Below are 16662 nucleotides of genomic sequence, written 5' to 3'. Positions count from 1 at the left end.
TCAGTCCTTGGAGCGACGGGAGCGGCGCCCGCCACGGCGGGCGCCGGGCAGGGTGCGGCCGACGACGACGGTGGGGTCCGGCTCGGGCAGGCCCTTCTTGCCGATCGCGCGCCGTACGCCGTAGCCGAACGCGGCGACCTTGACCAGCGGCCCGCCGAAGGCGGAGGAGACGGTCGAGGAGAGCGCCGAGGCGTTGGCGGTGACCTCTTGGACGTCGGCGGCGATGGCGTCGACGCGGGCGAGCTGGGTGTGCGCGGAGCGGACGGTCTCGGACGCGTCGGCGAGGAGCGGAACGGCCTGCTCGGACACCTGGGTCACCATCTTGGTGGTCGCCTTGAGGGTCTGTGCGAGCCTCACCAGCACGAGGGCGAGGAACGACACGAGGATCGCCCAGAAGACGGCCACGAGGATCCCGGCCACCTCTCCACCGGACACGCTGGCACCACACTCCGACTGGTCTGCTCTGGTCTGGTCTCGTCCTGCTCGAACGGCAACCTTGACCTTATCGCGCCGTGACTGTCCGTCCGTACCGCGTCGCCGTTCCCGTCCGGGTCGCCAAGAGGGGGGAGCGCACGGTCCGTTGCGAGGCGACCACGCTCCGTCGGCGTGCGGCGCCTCGCGCGGCGGCGGCGCCTTCCGTCGCGGGGTGCGGCCATCGCCCCTCGCCGGACGGTCCGGCACGACGGCGGCCGCGCACAGCCACCGGGGACGGGACTCGGCCACCCCTGAACTCCCGGACGCCGGAAGGGAGTTGACCGCCGGATCGGCAGCCCGGGAGGCGCGGATCACCGCCCCGGAAACGCGCCGGCCCGCCGGCCCCCCGTCCACGAGTGGAGGGGAGCCGGCGGGCTGAGCGGTGTGCCGGCCGAGTGGATCAGCGGGCGTAGTACTCGACGACGAGCTGCTCGTCGCAGATCACCGGGATCTCCTTGCGGTTGGGGTCCCGGTCCAGGCGGAACGCCAGCGCCTGGAGGTTGACCTCCAGGTAGCGCGGGGTCTCGCCGTCGGTGGCGTAGCCACCCTCGCGGGCAACCTGGAAGGGGTGCTTCTCGCGGCTGCGCTCGCGGACCATCACGACGTCGCCGGGGCGGACGCGGAAGGACGGCTTGTCGACCTTGCGGTCGTTCACCGAGATGTGGCCGTGGACGACCATCTGGCGGGCCTGGTAGATGGTCCGGGCCAGGCCGGAACGCAGGACGAGCGCGTCCAGACGGCGCTCAAGCTCGATGATCAGGGCCTCGCCCGTCTTGCCTTCGACCTTCCGAGCGCGGTCGTAGGCACGGACCATCTGGCGCTCACTGATGTCGTACTGAGCGCGCAGACGCTGCTTCTCCAGCAGTCGGACCTTGTAGTCGCTGCTCTGCTTGCGGCCACGGCCGTGCTCGCCGGGCGGGTAGGGACGGGCCTCGAAGTACTTGACGGCCTTCGGCGTCAGCGCGATGCCGAGCGCACGGGACTTCTTGACCTTGGGACGCGACTGGTTCACGTGGAACGTTCCTCCATGTAAGTTAGGTGAGGCTTACCTTAGCGCGAGGAGAACGCATGTTTCGACCTGGGATCCACCTGCCCGGCGCGGACCGCACCGGGACGGGTCAGCCGCGTCCCGTGGAAGACGCCCAGCGGCCCTCGGCGGCTGAGCGCGTACGAACTCTCGTCGACTCCCATGGTATGGCGTCGCTGGACATCCCCGGAGTCGAGGATTCCGACGAGACCGGCCTCTCGGCTCCCGTCTGCCGGACCGTGACGCCCGAAGGAGACGTGCTGCTCTTGGTTCCTGGGGGTTCCGCGGCCGCTCGGGCCGCCGCGCACGCCCAGGACGACGACCTTCCCGCCGTGATGGAGATCACGGATGTGGCGCCGGTTTCGGTGCCACATCGGATCCGCGGCCGGGCCTGGGTGGCCGGCTGGCTCACCCCCGTGCGCAACGAGCAGCGCGCCCGGGCCGCGATGCTGCTCGCCGAGCGGCACCCGGTCGGCGAATTGCTGGGCATCGACGAGGCCCTGGCACCGGACCCGGCACCGGGCCTCTACGGGCGGCCCGCCTGGATGCTGCTGCGCCTGGAGGTCGGCGAGGGCGCGGTGGACGACCTGTGGGGCGCGGAGTCCTTCGAACCGGAGGAGTTCGCCGCCGCGGCACCCGACCCGCTGGTCGCCCACGAGGCGGAGCTGCTCCAGCACCTGCACACGGCCCACGCCGAGCAGGTGCGCGGGCTGTGCGCGCTGCTCGGCGAGCGCGGCGAGGTCTGCGGGCTGCGCGACCGGGCCGTGCCGGTGGGCCTGGACCGCTTCGGGCTGCGGGTCCGCTTCACCGAGGGCGACCGGCGGACCTTCGACGCCCGCTTCGACTTCCCCGAGCCGGTCCGGGACATCGTCGAGCTGCGCCGGGCGATGCACGTCCTCTTCGAGGCCGCGGCGAGCTGACCGCCCGCCCCGGCCCCGGCCGGCACCGGCCGCTCAGTCGCCGCCGCTCTCGCCGCGCAGCCGGGCCCGCACCCGCTCGGCGACATCGGCGTAGCGGGCCTCGGTGCCGTGCCGGGTGGGGGTGTAGTAGCGCGTGCCGTGCACCGCGTCCGGGGCGTACTGCTGGGCCGCGATGCCGCCCGGCAGGTCGTGCGGGTACTGATAGCCCTGGCCGTGACCGAGCTTCTGGGCGCCCTGGTAGTGACCGTCGCGCAGGTGGGCGGGGACCGGCCCGGCCTTGCCGGCCCGGACGTCCGCCAGCGCGGCGTCTATCGCCAGATACGCGGCGTTCGACTTCGGGGCGAGGGCGAGCGCGATGGTGGCCTGGCTCAGCGTGATCCGGGCCTCGGGGAAGCCGATCAGCGCCACCGCCTGGGCGGCGGCCACCGCCGTCTGCAGCGCCGTCGGGTCGGCCAGGCCGATGTCCTCGCTGGCCGAGATCATCAGGCGGCGGGCGATGAACCGCGGGTCCTCCCCCGCCTCGATCATCCGCGCCAGATAGTGCAGCGCGGCGTCCACGTCGGAGCCGCGGATGGACTTGATCAGGGCGCTGGCGACGTCGTAGTGCTGGTCGCCGGCCCGGTCGTACTTCACCGCCGCGCGGTCCACCGCCTCCTCCAGCGTCTGGAGGGTGATCTCCTGCTCCCGCTTGGCCAGCGCGGATCCGGCGCCGGCCTCCAGGGCCGTGAGCGCCCGCCGGGCGTCGCCGCCCGCGATCCGCAGCAGATGGGCCTCGGAGTCCTCGGGGAGGGTGACCGCCCCGCCGAGCCCGCGCTCGTCGGTCAGCGCCCGGCGCAACAGGCCCCGCAGGTCGTCGTCGGTGAGCGGTTCGAGGGTCAGCAGCAGGGAGCGGGAGAGCAGCGGGGAGATCACCGAGAAGTACGGGTTCTCGGTGGTGGCGGCGATCAGCGTCACCCAGCGGTTCTCCACCGCGGGCAGCAGGGAGTCCTGCTGGGCCTTGCTGAAGCGGTGGATCTCGTCGAGGAAGAGGACGGTGTCCTTGCCGTAGCCGCCCGAGGCGCGGCGGGCGCCGTCGATGACCGCCCGGACCTCCTTGACGCCGGCCGTGATCGCGGAGAGCTCCACGAAGCGCTTGTTCGTCGCCTGGCTGACGACGTACGCCAGGGTCGTCTTGCCGATGCCGGGCGGGCCCCACAGGAACACCGACGACGGGCCCGCGGGTCCTCCGGCTCCCTCGCCGACCAGCCGCCGCAGCGGCGAGCCGGGCTTGAGCAGATGCTGCTGCCCGACGACCTCGTCGAGGGTGCGGGGGCGCATGCGTACGGCGAGAGGGGACCCCGCTGGGTCCTTCTCCTGACGGTCTTCCGCGGCGGCGGTGAACAGGTCGGGCTCCACGCCTACGGAGCCTATGTCACCCCACTGACAACGCCCCGGCCGCCGGGGTCGGCGGGCCGGGGCGGGGGGCGGTTCCGGACGGGTCCGGACAGGCTCCGGGGCGGCTCAGAGCAGGCTGCTCCAGTACGACCACCAGCGGGTCAGGATCAGCAGCGCGATCACGCCGTACCAGAGCACCGGGACCACCCAGTGGAACTCCAGGACCGCGTCGCGCAGCCCCCGGGGCGCCGGGATGATGCCGTGCTTGAGGTTGTGCACGGTGGTGTACCAGAACATCAGGATGGTCACGCACCAGGTCAGCGTGCACCACAGGCAGAGCGCGTTGATGTCGTAGAGCGACTGGGTCATCAGCCACATGCAGAAGACCGCGGCCAGCAGCGTGCCGACGTTGAGGCCGAGCCAGTACCAGCGGCGGAAGCGGGCACCGGCCAGCAGGGCCATGCCGATCGCGACGACCACCCCGAAGCCGACCAGTCCGGCCATCGGGTTGGGGAAGCCGAAGACCTCCGCCTGCTTGCTCTGCATGACGCTGCCGCAGGAGATGATCGGGTTCAGGCTGCAGGCCGGCTTGAAGTTCGGGTCCTTCAGCAGCTCGAACTTGTCCAGGGTGATGACCCAGGCGGCCAGCCCGCCGAGCGCACCGGTGATCACCAGGAGCAGGGCGAAGGCGCGACCGGAGCCGGTCGTCTCCGCGGCGCCCACGTGGTCGTCGTCGGTGGACACGTCGTCAAGCTCTGTCGTCGTCATATGGCCGTTCCGTCGGTCCCGTGGGAGGTGTCACCCGGCCGGCGGACCCGGCCGCGACCTTCATTGTGCCGCACCTCCCTGTGAACCCGGGGCGCTCTGCGCGGATGCGGGGTGATGCGGCGCGGCCGCCGTTGACGCGAGGGGCCCGGACGGCGCACTGCCGTCCGGGCCCCTCGGGATCTGCCGGGTCGGGCTCAGCCCAGTGCCCGCCGGACCTCGTCGACCACCGCGTCCAGCGCGATCGCGGTCTGCTCGCCGCTCACCAGGTCCTTGAGCTGGACCACGCCCTCGGCCAGGTCCCGCTCGCCGGCGACCAGGGCCAGCCGGGCACCGGAGCGGTTGGCGGACTTCATGGCGTTCTTCAGGCCCTTGCCGCCGTAGGCGAAGTCGGTCGCGACACCGGCCCGACGCAGCTCGGTGACCTTGCCGAACAGCACCCGGCGGGCCTCCTCGCCGAGCGGGACGGCGTAGACGGCGGTGGCGGCCGGGATGTCGAGGGTGATGCCCTCGGCCTCCAGGGCCAGCACCGTGCGGTCCACGCCCAGCGCCCAGCCGACGGACGGCAGCGCGGGGCCGCCGATCATCTCGGACAGGCCGTCGTAGCGGCCGCCGCCGCCCACCGCGGACTGCGAGCCCAGGCCGTCGTGGACGAACTCGAAGGTGGTGCGGGTGTAGTAGTCCAGGCCGCGGACCAGCTTCGGGTCGTCCTCGAAGGCCACGCCCGCCGCGGTCAGCAGCTCGCGCACCTGCTCGTGGTAGGTCTTGCACGCCTCGCAGAGGTAGTCGCGCAGCATCGGCGCGCCGATCAGCTGCTCCTGGACCGCCTCGCGCTTGTCGTCCAGGACCCGCAGCGGGTTGATCTCGATCCGGCGGCGGGTGTCCTCGTCCAGCTGCAGCCCGCGCAGGAAGTCCTGGAGCGCGGCGCGGTAGACGGGGCGGCACTCCTTGTCGCCGAGCGAGTTCAGCAGGATCCGGAAGTCGCGCAGGCCCAGCGAGCGGTACGCCTGGTGGGCCAGGATGATCAGCTCGGCGTCCAGCGCCGGGTCCTCCGCGCCGATCGCCTCGGCGCCGACCTGCGAGAAGTGCCGGTAGCGGCCCTTCTGCGGGCGCTCGTAGCGGTAGTACGAGCCGGAGTACCAGAGCTTGACCGGGAGGTTGCCGCCCTTGTGGAGGTTGGCCTCCAGCGCGGCGCGCAGCACGGAGGCGGTGCCCTCGGGCCGCAGGGCGAGCTTGTCGCCGCCCTTGGTCTCGAAGGCGTACATCTCCTTGGTGACGATGTCGGTGGACTCACCGACACCGCGGGCGAACAGCTCGACGTTCTCGAAGCCGGGCGTCTCGATGTAGCCGTAGCCGGAGTTCCTCAGCGGTACGGAGATCGCCTCGCGCACCGCGAGGTACGTCGCGGAGTTCGGCGGGATCAGGTCGTAGGTGCCCTTGGGTGCCTGAAAGGTGCTCACGGAAGGTTCTCGTCACATTCCTCGTCGCGGAGCGGCGGTCGGGATGCCGTCTCCGAGGCCGGCGGCCACCTGCCGGAGGAAGGGGTTGGTGGCGCGCTCGCGGCCGATGGTGGTCTGGGGGCCGTGGCCGGACAGGACGACGGTGGAGTCCTCCAGCGGCAGGCACACGCGTGCCAGCGACGTGAGGATCTCGGCGTGGTCGCCGCCCGGCATGTCGGTACGTCCGATGGAGCCGGCGAACAGCAGGTCGCCCGAGAAGAAGACCGAGGGGATGTCGGCCTGCTCGGGCATCCGGAAGGTCACCGACCCCTTGGTATGGCCCGGGGCGTGCGCAACCGAGAACTCCATTCCGGCCAGTTCCAGGAGGCTGCCGTCGGCCAGTTCCTTGACGTCGTCCGGCTCGCCCACGGTCAGCTCGCCCATGAGCCGCTGACCGATGGAGCGGCCCAGGGCCTTCTCCGGGTCGCTCATCATGTAGCGGTCCTCGGGGTGGATCCAGGCGGGGACGTCGTGCGCACCGCACACCGGGACGACGGACGCCACGTGGTCGATGTGGCCGTGCGTGAGGATCACCGCGACGGGCTTGAGCCGATGCTTCCTGAGCGCGTCCTCGACCCCGGGGGCCGCTTGGTGGCCCGGGTCGATGATCACGCACTCCTCGCCGGCGGCGGGGGCGACCAAGTAGCAGTTGGTCCCCCAGGCCCCGGCGGGGAACCCGGCAATCAGCACGTTCGTCCTTAAAGATCGGCGGGGAGCGGCCAGCGGGGCCGCGCCCGGAACATCTCGGCAGCTCCAGAGCCTACCGGCGGGACTCCCGGCAGGGCGAACCCGTATACGGTACGGCCACGACCGGCGCCTGTCGTCGTACCTCCCGCCGTCCGCCCGGAACGGCGGGCGGGAGTCCGGCGCGAGGGCCCGGCGGCAGCGATCGACGCCCAGGACAAGGAGGCGACCGGTGGTCGACAAGGACCGGCGGCGGCGCGAACTCGCCCGGCAGAAGTACGCGCGCCAGCAGCAGCGGAGGGTCGAGTCCGCGCAGCGGGCCAAGCGCCGCAACGTGCTCATCGCGGGCGTCGTGGCCGTGGCCCTGGCCGCGGGCGCCACCGCCTACGCGTCCGTCAAGCTGATCGGCGGCGACCGGTCGACCACCGACGACGCGTCCGCCGACCCGTGTGCCCGGCCCGCCCCGGGCACGCCGTCGAAGAAGACCTGGCCGAAGGAGCCGGCGATGGCGATCGACGCCTCGGCGCCGTACACCGCCCGGCTGGCCACCACCTGCGGGCAGATCACGTTCACGATGGACGCGGCCAAGGCGCCGCACACCGTGAACTCGTTCGCCTTCCTCGCGGGCCAGGGCTACTTCGACCACAGCCGCTGCCACCGGCTGGTCGACCAGAACATCTACGTCCTGCAGTGCGGCGACCCCAAGGGCACCGGCGAGGGCACGCCCGGCTACACCCTGCCGGACGAGAACCTCAAGGACCCGCGGATCAAGGGCAATGTCTATCCGGCGGGCACGGTCGCCATGGCCAACCGCTACGACGGCACGAACCCCAAGACCCGCAATTCCGGCGGCAGTCAGTTCTTCCTCGTCTACAAGGACAGCCAGCTGCCGCCGAACTACACGCCGTTCGGCCGGGTCACCGGTGGGACGGACGTCCTGAAGAAGATCGCCGACGCCGGTTCGCACCCCGAACCGGCGACCGGCAACACCGCGCCCAACGCCACGGTGGTCATCGACCGGGCGACGGTCGGCAAATCCTGAAGCGATCGGGCCGGCCGGGGGCGCGTTCCGGCGTCCCGGCTGCAATTTCGGTCGTGCTGGATGCGGACAGCCGACCTCCGGTCGCCTAGATTGGCGTTGTGTAGGGTGCCTGCTCCGACGGCCTGCCACCCTCACCGCAATTCAGCCCGTCGGACCGGCCGGGGCGCTGCCCCGCCGGACAGAAACTGTGGACGATGCCGGGGGGCCACAGGCCCGCGTCGGCATCATGTGGAGGAGGCGCTGTGAGCAGCGACCCATGGGGCCGCGTCGATGAGACGGGGACCGTGTACGTGCGTACCGCCGACGGCGAGCAGGTCGTCGGATCGTGGCAGGCGGGAACTCCCGAGGAGGCCCTCGCCTACTTCGAGCGCAAGTATGAGGGCCTGGTCGTGGAGATCGACCTCCTGGAACGGCGGGTCAGGACCACCGACCTCTCGGCGAAGGACGCGCAGACCGCCATCGACCACCTGCGCCAGCAGGTCGACGAGCACCACGCGGTGGGCGATCTGGCGACGCTGGGCAAGCGGCTGGACGCGCTGGTAGCCGTGGTCGACTCGCGGCGCGAGGAGCGCCGGGCGGCCAAGGCCCGGCAGACGGACGAGGCCCGGCAGTCCAAGGAGAAGCTGGTCGCCGAGGCCGAGGAGCTGGCCGCCAGCGAGCAGTGGCGGGTGGCCGGCGAGCGGCTGCGGGCGCTGGTGGACACCTGGAAGGGCCTGCCGCGGCTGGACCGCAAGACCGACGACGAGCTGTGGCACCGCTTCTCGCACGCCCGGTCGGCGTTCTCCAAGCGGCGCAAGGCGCACTTCGCCTCGCTGGACGCGCAGCGCGAGGACTCCCGCAAGGCCAAGGAGAAGCTGGTCGCCGAGGCCGAGTCGCTGTCCGGCTCCACGGACTGGGGGGCCACCGCCGCCCGCTACCGCGAGCTGATGCAGGACTGGAAGGCCGCCGGGCGCGCCCAGCGCGAGCACGAGGACGACCTGTGGAACCGCTTCCGCGGTGCGCAGGACGTCTTCTTCCAGGCGCGCGGCGAGGTCTTCGCGGAGCGCGACGCCGAGCAGCGGGAGAACCTGACCCGCAAGGAGGAGCTGGCCGCCGAGGCGGAGAAGCTGCTCCCGGTCACCGAACTGAAGGCGGCCCGGGCCGCGTTCCGGGGGATCAACGAGCGGTGGGAGGCCATCGGCCACGTGCCGCGGGACGCGCGTCCCAAGATCGAGGGCCGGATGCACGCCGTCGAGCGGGCCATCCAGGACGCCGAGGAGGCCGAGTGGCGGCGGACCAACCCTGAGGCGCGGGCCCGCGCCGCGGGGCTGACCGGTCAGCTCCAGGACGCCGTCGACAAGCTCCAGAAGCAGATCGACCAGGCCCGGGCGGCCGGCAACACCGCCAAGGCCGACAAGCTCGGTCGGGAGTTGGAGGGCCGCAAGGCGCTGCTGGACCAGGCGTTGAAGGGCCTGGAGGAGTTCGGCGGCTGAGCCGCGCCCCTCTTTGCGGCTTGGCCGCCGCCGCTTTGGCGGAGGTGGTTGTTCGCCGTCGGGGTTCCTCAACTGATGGCTGATGTGTCGCACAGTGACGGCCCGCCGGGATTCCCGGCGGGCCGTTCCGTGATTTCGGGGCGTTTCACAGTCGGCTGCGATGGCCCGTCTCCATCAGGTCCAGGGCGTGCTTGAGCACCTCGCACGCCTGGATGTGGTTGCCGGACTCCTGGAGCAGGTCGGCCAACCGCCGGCAGACCAGCACGGCCTCCGGTCCGTAGACCTGCCGGGCCTGGTGGAACGCCTGCTCCAGGACCTCGATGGCCTCCTTGATCTGCCCGGTCTCGGCGAGGAGTTCGGAGAGCTCCAGCTGCACCGGCAGCAGGCTGCCCGCGTCCTGCGGGGCGCGCTCCCTGAGGGCGAGCCGGAGCACCGGCAGCGCGTCGCGGCTGTTGCCGGTCGCCCGCAGCATCCGCGCCAGGCCGAGGCCGGACGCCACCATGGCGGCGCGGACCTCGGCGTCGAGCACCGGCCCGGCGGGGGCGCGGCGCTGCGCCAGCGCCCGGTTGCGGGCCAGCGGCAGCCGTCCCACGCCGTTCTCCTGCGCCCGCTGCGGCAGGGGCCGGTTCTTGGCGCCCAGCCGCTCGGTCAGCGCCCGGTAGAGGGTGTCAAGGTCGAGCAGTTCGGGGCCGTCGGTGAGGCCGTGCCGGAGGATGCCGAGCAGTTCGCCGGTGAAGGCGGTGTGCCGCTCGCCGTCCGGGGCCAGGGCGACCCGGTCCCGTGGGGAGGCGGTCAGGACGTACGCGCCGTCCACCGCGGCCCGGGCGGCCAGGACGTCGCCCTGGCCGGCGAGCGTGCGGACGGCCCGGCCGCTGAAGCAGCAGTCCAGGACGATGATCTTGCGGCGGGCCCGGGCGGACCGGATGGCGCCGCGCAGGTGCTGGTAGGCGACCGCGGTGTAGCCGACGCCGTCCCGGGAGCCGGTCAGGCCGAGGTAGAGGTCGGCCGACTCGGTGTCCCGCATGCCGTGGCCGGCGTAGTAGACGACGAGGGTGTCGGTGGCCTCGTCGCCGGCGCGGTGCACGGGGTCGAGCATCGCGTCGGCACTGCCCGGATCGAGCACCACCTCGCAGTGCGGCTCCGGCAGGCCCCAGACCGTGGCGTCGCCGAGGGTGGCCGCCAGGTCGCGCAGGTTGGCCTCGACGGACGGGAGCGCGTCGAGGTGGCGGTAGGAGGCGGTGCCGAGCAGTACGGCCCGGGAGGTGGCCGGATCAGGCAGTCCGGTCATCGCCCCCGGGCTCCCGGGCCTCGTCGAGCAGGGCGGCGATCCGGCGCACCGTCTCCGGGTCGCCGGCCGCGTCGCGCGGGATGCGGATCTCGATCTCGCCGGCGCGCAGGGTGAGTTCCGGGGCGCGGCGGCGGGCGTCCCGCCACTGGAAGATCGACACCGCGAGCGAGCCGCCGGAGACCGCGGTGCCGAGGGCCAGTTGGAGCAGGTCGAAGCCGAGGCCCATCTCTCCGGGCCGGGGGCCGCGGGAGGCGGTGAGGGTGCCGCGCACCTGGCGGTGCAGCCCCTCGTCCTCGTGCAACCACCGCATCAGGGAACGGAGTTCCTCCTCCGGGTCGCCGCCCGGTTCCGTTGCCGCCCGTACGTCGAGATCAGTCACGATCCCGCCCCCTCCTGTGTTCGGTTGCCGCGTTGACCCGTGAGAACAGTTCCAGTGCCTCCGCGCCGGCCCCGAGCCGCGCCAGGCACACCGCCTGCCAGTACTGGCTGGTCAGGGTGGTCGGATGATCCGGCCCCAGGGCCGAGGCACAGACCTGGGCGACCGCGGTGATCATCCGCACCGCTTCCTGGATGTCGCCGCGCAGGACGAGGTTGACCGCCTCGCGCTGGCGGGACCGGGCGCTCTCCGCCGACATGCTGCGCAGCAGCAGCTGGCGGGTGCCGTCGCTGAGCGTCAGCTGCCGGTGGACGTCCGGGCCGGCCGGCTCCGACTGCGGGATCGCCGCCCAGTCCAGCAGCTCGGGCGCGGAGGCGTCCAGGGCCGGCGGGCTGTAGACGAACTCCACGGCCTGCTCGCGGACGCAGCGCGCCACCAGTTCCCGCAGTCCCCGCCCGTCGTCCGCGTCCAGCAGCTCCGCCAGCGCCGCCTCGGTCTCCGCCGCGGAGGGCCGGTCCCGCGGATCCTGCCGGCACAGCGCGTCCACCAGCCGCGCCAGCTCCTCCGGGAGCCCGCCGCCGGCCCGGCCGGCCAACCGCGGGACGCCCGGGCCGACCGCCAGCTCCACCAGCGCGCCGACGTCGACGGCCTCGGTGCCCAGCGGCGGCGTGCCGGTCAGCATCAGGTACAGGCAGGCGCCGAGCCCGTACAAGTCGGCGGCGGCGCCGGGGAGTTCGCCCCGCATCAGGTCCGGGGCCATGTACTGCGGGGTGCCGATCAGCGCACCGGCCTGGGTGATGGCCGGTTCCTCGACGAGCCGTGCCAGGCCGAAGTCCTGGAGCACCACCCGGCCGGCGCGGGTGATCGCGACGTTGGTCGGTTTGACGTCGCGGTGCAGCACACCGGCCGCGTGGGCGGCGGCCAGCGCCCGGCACATGCCCAGCCCGACCTCGGCGGCCAGCGGTGGCGGCAGCGGCCCGTGGCTCTCGACCAGTTCCGCCAGCCCCACCCCGTCGAGCAGCTCCATCACGATGTACGGCGTGCCCTCGTGGACGCCGCTGTCGTAGACGTGCACCACTCCCGGGTGGCTGATCCGAGCCAGTCCCTGGGCCTCCCGCCGGAAGCGCCGCAGGGCCGTCGAGGCCGCGTCCGGACCGCCCACGGACAGCAGCCGTTTGACCGCCACCCGGCGGTCCAGACCGGTGTCCACCGCCTCGTGGACGGCGCCCATCCCGCCCCGGCCGATCAGCCGGACCAGGCGGTACCGCCCGCCGAGCACGTCCTCCCCCATCGCCCTCCCCCTCGTCTCCCCCGCCGTCCGCCCCGCGCCGCGCTCAGGGCCGCCGTGCCGAGGTCACCCGGTAGACGTCGTAGACCCCCTCGACGCCCCGGACCGCCTTGAGCACATGGCCCAGGTGCTTGGGGTCGCCCATCTCGAAGGTGAAGCGGGAGGTGGCGACCCGGTCGCGGGAGGTCTGCACGGCCGCGGAGAGGATGTTGACGTGCTGGTCGGAGAGGACCCGGGTGACGTCCGACAGCAGCCGGGAGCGGTCCAGCGCCTCCACCTGGATGGCGACGAGGAAGACCGAGGACTGGGTCGGCGCCCACTCGACCTCCAGGATCCGCTCGGGCTGCTGGGAGAGCGAGTCGACGTTGACGCAGTCACCGCGGTGCACCGAGACACCGCTGCCGCGGGTGACGAACCCGATGATGGGGTCGCCCGGCACCGGCGTACAGCAGCGGGCCAGCTTGACCCAGACGTCGTCCACGCCCTTGACAACCACGCCCGGGTCCGCGCTGGACCGGCGCTTGGAGCGCGGCCGGATCGGCGTCGACTCGGCGATGTCCTCGGTGGCCTCGTCCTGGCCGCCGAGCGCCTGCACCAGCTTCTGGACGACGCCCTGCGCGGCGACATGGCCCTCGCCGATGGCGGCGTAGAGCGAGGAGATGTCCGGGTAGCGCATCTCGTGCGCGAGCGTGACCAGGGAGTCGCCGGTCAGGATCCGCTGGATCGGGAGGTTCTGCTTGCGCATCGCCCGCGCGATGGCGTCCTTGCCCTGCTCGATGGCCTCGTCGCGGCGCTCCTTGGAGAACCATGCGCGGATCTTGTTGCGGGCGCGCGGCGACTTCACGAAGCTCAGCCAGTCGCGGGACGGGCCCGCGCCGGGCGCCTTGGAGGTGAAGACCTCCACCAAGTCGCCGTTGTCCAGCGTCGATTCGAGCGGGACGAGGCGGCCGTTGACCCGCGCCCCTATCGTGCGGTGGCCGACCTCGGTGTGCACCGCGTACGCGAAGTCGACCGGGGTGGCGCCGGCGGGCAGCGCTATCACGTCGCCCTTGGGCGTGAAGACGAAGACCTCGTTGCGCGAGAGGTCGAAGCGCAGCGACTCCAGGAACTCGCCCGGGTCCTCGGTCTCCTTCTGCCAGTCCAGCAACTGCCGCAGCCAGGCCATGTCGTTGACGGTGTCCTGGCCGACGCCCTTGCCGCTGCCCTTGGGCGCGTCGGTGCGCACCTTGGAGGCGCCGGCGACCGCCTCCTGCTTGTACTTCCAGTGCGCGGCGATGCCGTACTCGGCGCGCCGGTGCATGTCGAAGGTGCGGATCTGGAGTTCAACGGGCTTGCCGCTGGGGCCGATCACCGTCGTGTGCAGCGACTGGTACATGTTGAACTTGGGCATCGCGATGTAGTCCTTGAACCGGCCGGGGACCGGATTCCACCGCGCGTGGATGGTGCCCAGGGCCGCGTAGCAGTCCCGGACCGTGTCGACGAGGACGCGGATGCCCACCAGGTCGTAGATCTCGGCGAAGTCGCGGCCGCGCACGATCATCTTCTGGTAGACGCTGTAGTAGTGCTTGGGTCGGCCGGTGACGGTGGCCTTGATGCGGGCGGCCCGCAGATCGGCCTGGACCTCGTCGGTCACTATCGCGAGGTACTCGTCCCGTTTGGGCGCCCGCTCGGCGACCAGCCGGACGATCTCGTCGTACATCTTGGGGTAGAGGATCGCGAAGGCGAGGTCCTCCAGCTCCCACTTGATGGTGTTCATGCCCAGCCGGTGCGCCAGCGGGGCGTAGATCTCCAGCGTCTCGCGGGCCTTCTTCTCCTGCTTCTCCCGCTTGAGGTAGCGCATCGTGCGCATGTTGTGCAGCCGGTCGGCGAGCTTGATGACCAGCACCCGCGGGTCCTTGGCCATCGCCACGACCATCTTGCGGACCGTCTCGGCCTGCGCCGCCTCGCCGAACTTGACCTTGTCCAGCTTGGTGACGCCGTCGACGAGCAGCGCGACCTGGTCGCCGAAGTCCCGGCGCAGGGTGTCGAGCCCGTACTCGGTGTCCTCGACGGTGTCGTGCAGCAGCCCCGCCATCAGCGTCGCCGGGTCCATGCCCAGCTCGGCGAGGATGGTGGTGACCGCGAGCGGGTGGGTGATGTACGGGTCGCCGCTCTTGCGCTTCTGGCCGCGGTGCCAGCGCTCGGCGACCTGGTAGGCCCGCTCGACCTGGCGCAGGGTGGCCGTCTCGATCTTGGGGTCGTTGCTGCGCACGGCCCGCAGCAGCGGCTCCAGGACCGGGTTGTACGGGCTGGAGCGCTGGACGCCCAGACGGGCGAGGCGGGCCCGGACGCGGTTGGGCGAGCCGGAGCGGCCGACCGGGCCGGCCGGCAGGTTCCTGGCCGGCGGCTGCGACGCCGGGGACGGGCGGGACCGGCCGGCGGGGGCCTGGGACGCGGTGGGCGCGGCGGTGCCGTCGGCCGCGCCCTGCCGCTCGGGCTTCGGCGCGTCGGAGGAAACCGCGGACTGCGGCTTCGGCTCGTCCGGACGCACGGCGGGGGTTCCCGTCGGACGCGGTCCGGGGGAGAGCGGCTGGGCCTCGTCTGGCAAGGGCACTCCTCATGCGGGTACGGACCCCAGGGCCTCGAAGCGGCCGGGGTGCCATGGTATCGAGCCCATGGCCATGGCTGCCCCGCGGCCATGGGTCCGTACATGACACAGCAGCGGGGGCATCCGGAATGTTCCGAATGCCCCCGCTGTCGCCACGGGTGCCGGACGGTGCCGGCGACGAGCCCCGAGCGGGCTCTCAGACGGTGATCAGGGCCTCCAGCGGAGCGCCCTTCAGGCCCTCCTCCAGCCGCTGCCGGCCGTCCAGGAAACCCAGCTCCAGCAGCACCGCCAGGCCCGCCACCTCGGCGCCGGCCCGTCGGATGAGCTGGAGCGAGGCGTCCGCGGTGCCCCCGGTGGCCAGCACGTCGTCGATCACCAGGACCCGGTCGCCGGGCGCCAGCGCGTCCGCGTGGATCTCGATCTCCGCGGTGCCGTACTCCAGCTCGTACGCCTGGCCGAGCGTCGCGCCGGGCAGCTTGCCGGCCTTGCGGACCGGGACGAAACCGATGCCGGCGGCCACCGCGACCGGTGCGGCGAGGATGAAGCCGCGGGCCTCCAGGCCCACCACCTTGTCCGCCCGGAAACGCTCGCACAGGTCGACGAAGGCAGCGGTCAGGGCGCGGAACGCGGACGGATCGGCGAGCAGCGGGGTGATGTCCTTGAACATCACGCCCGGCTGCGGGTAGTCCGGGACGTCCGAGATCCGGCTGAGCAGCAGCTCGCGCAGCTCGACGGGGGCGCTCATCGACGCCTCCCCGAGGGACGGCCGCCGCGGCCGCGGCCACGGGTGTCGGTCTGTCCGCGCTGGCCGACCACCGCGGGGCCCTCGGCGTCGTCCTCGGCGCCCTCCGCCTCACCGGCGCCGCCCTCGTCCTGACGGGCGGCTTCCTTGGCGGCGGCCGAGGCGCGCTTGGCGGCGACCCGCTTGGCCAGCGCCTTCATCTCCGGCTCGCTGTTCTTCAGGTCGGCGACCAGCGGCGTCGCGATGAAGATCGACGAGTAGGCGCCGGCGGCCAGACCCACGAACAGGGCCAGCGAGATGTCGTTCAGCATGCCCGCGCCCAGGACGCCGCCGCCGACGAAGAGCAGCCCGGCGACCGGGAGCAGCGCCACGACGGTGGTGTTGATCGAGCGCACCAGGGTGCCGTTGATGCTGCGGTTGGCGATCTCGCTGTAGGTGAAGCGGCTCTGCTTGGCGATGTCCTTGGAGGCTTCCTTCAGGCTGTCGAAGACCACCACGGTGTCGTAGAGCGAGTAGCCGAGGATGGTCAGCAGACCGATGACCGTGCCCGGGGTGACCTCGAAGCCGACCAGGGCGTAGACGCCGACGGTGATCGTCAGGTCGTGGATCAGCGCGACCAGTGCCGCGACCGCCATCCGCCACTCGAAGGCGATGGCCAGGTAGAGCACCACGAGGACCATGAAGATCCCCAGGCCCAGCCACGCCTTGTTGGCGATCTGCTCGCCCCAACTCGGGCCGACCAGCTGGGCGTTGACGTCCTTGACCGGGACCTTGAGGTCCTTGGCGATCTCCTCCTGGACGGGCAGCGACTGCTTGGTGTCCAGACCACTGATCTGGATGCGCAGCGCGCCGCCGCCGAGCTTCTGCACCGTGGCCTGGTGGCCGGGAGCGGCCGACTCGGCGTGGTGCTGGGCCTCCGAGGTGGAGACCGAGGTGTTCGGGGTGGTGAAGACCGCGCCGCCGGAGAACTCGATGCCCATGTTCAGGCCGCGCACCGCCAGGCCGACGATGGCCGTGATGGTGATCAGGATCGAGACGCCGTACCAGATCTTGCGCTTGCCGATGAAGTCGTAGCCGACCTCGCCGCGGTAGAGCCGGGCGCCGATGTTGCCGAGCTTGGACAT

General features: G+C 72.2%; 15 protein-coding genes. 3 read left to right on the top strand and 12 right to left on the bottom strand.

Going from position 1 to position 16662, the window contains the following annotated elements; translation table 11 throughout:
* Both MOV08_RS33280 and rpsD read right to left on the bottom strand, forming a co-directional pair.
* Nucleotides 1–435, bottom strand: a complete 435-nt coding sequence (locus MOV08_RS33280; protein WP_203232607.1) for a DUF948 domain-containing protein — start codon at nucleotides 433–435, stop codon at nucleotides 1–3.
* 439 nt (nucleotides 436–874) lie between these two features.
* Complete coding sequence (gene rpsD / locus MOV08_RS33275) at nucleotides 875–1486, bottom strand: 30S ribosomal protein S4 (RefSeq protein WP_275310000.1); 612 nt, start codon at nucleotides 1484–1486, stop codon at nucleotides 875–877.
* Between the two features lie 182 nt (nucleotides 1487–1668).
* On the opposite strand from rpsD, the gene MOV08_RS33270 reads away from it, so the two are divergent.
* The gene (locus MOV08_RS33270) at nucleotides 1669–2421 is read left to right on the top strand and encodes a DUF2470 domain-containing protein (protein WP_275311971.1); all 753 of its coding nucleotides are present in this window, start codon (nucleotides 1669–1671) and stop codon (nucleotides 2419–2421) included.
* 33 nt (nucleotides 2422–2454) lie between these two features.
* Here MOV08_RS33270 and MOV08_RS33265 read toward each other — a convergent pair whose 3' ends face one another.
* The 4 genes from MOV08_RS33265 to MOV08_RS33250 form a co-directional block, all read right to left on the bottom strand.
* On the bottom strand, nucleotides 2455–3816 hold the full coding sequence (locus MOV08_RS33265; protein ID WP_275309999.1) for a replication-associated recombination protein A: 1362 nt from the start codon (nucleotides 3814–3816) through the stop codon (nucleotides 2455–2457).
* Between the two features lie 105 nt (nucleotides 3817–3921).
* Nucleotides 3922–4563, bottom strand: coding sequence for a vitamin K epoxide reductase family protein (locus tag MOV08_RS33260; protein WP_039638008.1), 642 nt, complete (start codon nucleotides 4561–4563; stop codon nucleotides 3922–3924).
* A gap of 194 nt (nucleotides 4564–4757) precedes the next feature.
* The gene (gene hisS, locus MOV08_RS33255) at nucleotides 4758–6020 is read right to left on the bottom strand and encodes a histidine--tRNA ligase (protein WP_275309998.1); all 1263 of its coding nucleotides are present in this window, start codon (nucleotides 6018–6020) and stop codon (nucleotides 4758–4760) included.
* Between the two features lie 12 nt (nucleotides 6021–6032).
* Nucleotides 6033–6749, bottom strand: a complete 717-nt coding sequence (locus tag MOV08_RS33250) for an MBL fold metallo-hydrolase (protein WP_275309997.1) — start codon at nucleotides 6747–6749, stop codon at nucleotides 6033–6035.
* A 226-nt stretch (nucleotides 6750–6975) separates the two neighbouring features.
* On the opposite strand from MOV08_RS33250, the gene MOV08_RS33245 reads away from it, so the two are divergent.
* Both MOV08_RS33245 and MOV08_RS33240 read left to right on the top strand, forming a co-directional pair.
* The gene (locus MOV08_RS33245) at nucleotides 6976–7785 is read left to right on the top strand and encodes a peptidylprolyl isomerase (protein WP_275309996.1); all 810 of its coding nucleotides are present in this window, start codon (nucleotides 6976–6978) and stop codon (nucleotides 7783–7785) included.
* A 242-nt stretch (nucleotides 7786–8027) separates the two neighbouring features.
* Nucleotides 8028–9257, top strand: a complete 1230-nt coding sequence (locus tag MOV08_RS33240) for a DUF349 domain-containing protein (protein ID WP_039638003.1) — start codon at nucleotides 8028–8030, stop codon at nucleotides 9255–9257.
* Between the two features lie 145 nt (nucleotides 9258–9402).
* Here the strand turns inward: MOV08_RS33240 and MOV08_RS33235 are convergent, their stop codons facing one another.
* The 6 genes from MOV08_RS33235 to secF form a co-directional block, all read right to left on the bottom strand.
* Nucleotides 9403–10545: a caspase, EACC1-associated type gene (locus MOV08_RS33235; RefSeq protein WP_052287017.1), complete on the bottom strand. Its 1143-nt coding sequence runs from the start codon at nucleotides 10543–10545 to the stop codon at nucleotides 9403–9405.
* Nucleotides 10529–10924: an effector-associated constant component EACC1 gene (locus MOV08_RS33230; protein ID WP_275309995.1), complete on the bottom strand. Its 396-nt coding sequence runs from the start codon at nucleotides 10922–10924 to the stop codon at nucleotides 10529–10531. Before MOV08_RS33230 ends, MOV08_RS33235 begins: the two co-directional genes overlap by 17 nt.
* Nucleotides 10917–12212 (bottom strand): serine/threonine-protein kinase, encoded by a 1296-nt coding sequence (locus MOV08_RS33225; protein WP_052287015.1) that lies wholly within the window; start codon nucleotides 12210–12212, stop codon nucleotides 10917–10919. Before MOV08_RS33225 ends, MOV08_RS33230 begins: the two co-directional genes overlap by 8 nt.
* Nucleotides 12213–12255: 43 nt before the next feature.
* Nucleotides 12256–14796: a RelA/SpoT family protein gene (locus MOV08_RS33220; RefSeq protein WP_039638002.1), complete on the bottom strand. Its 2541-nt coding sequence runs from the start codon at nucleotides 14794–14796 to the stop codon at nucleotides 12256–12258.
* Nucleotides 14797–14992: 196 nt separating this feature from the next.
* Complete coding sequence (locus tag MOV08_RS33215; protein ID WP_039638001.1) at nucleotides 14993–15541, bottom strand: adenine phosphoribosyltransferase; 549 nt, start codon at nucleotides 15539–15541, stop codon at nucleotides 14993–14995.
* Nucleotides 15538–16662, bottom strand: a complete 1125-nt coding sequence (gene secF / locus MOV08_RS33210; protein WP_275309993.1) for a protein translocase subunit SecF — start codon at nucleotides 16660–16662, stop codon at nucleotides 15538–15540. The genes MOV08_RS33215 and secF overlap by 4 nt, the downstream gene beginning before the upstream one ends.

Source organism: Streptomyces yunnanensis, assembly GCF_029011865.1.
Taxonomy (GTDB): Bacteria; Actinomycetota; Actinomycetes; order Streptomycetales; family Streptomycetaceae; genus Streptomyces; species Streptomyces yunnanensis.
Note: the sequence above shows the minus strand (reverse complement) of the source record. Positions and strands in the feature narration are given on the sequence as shown.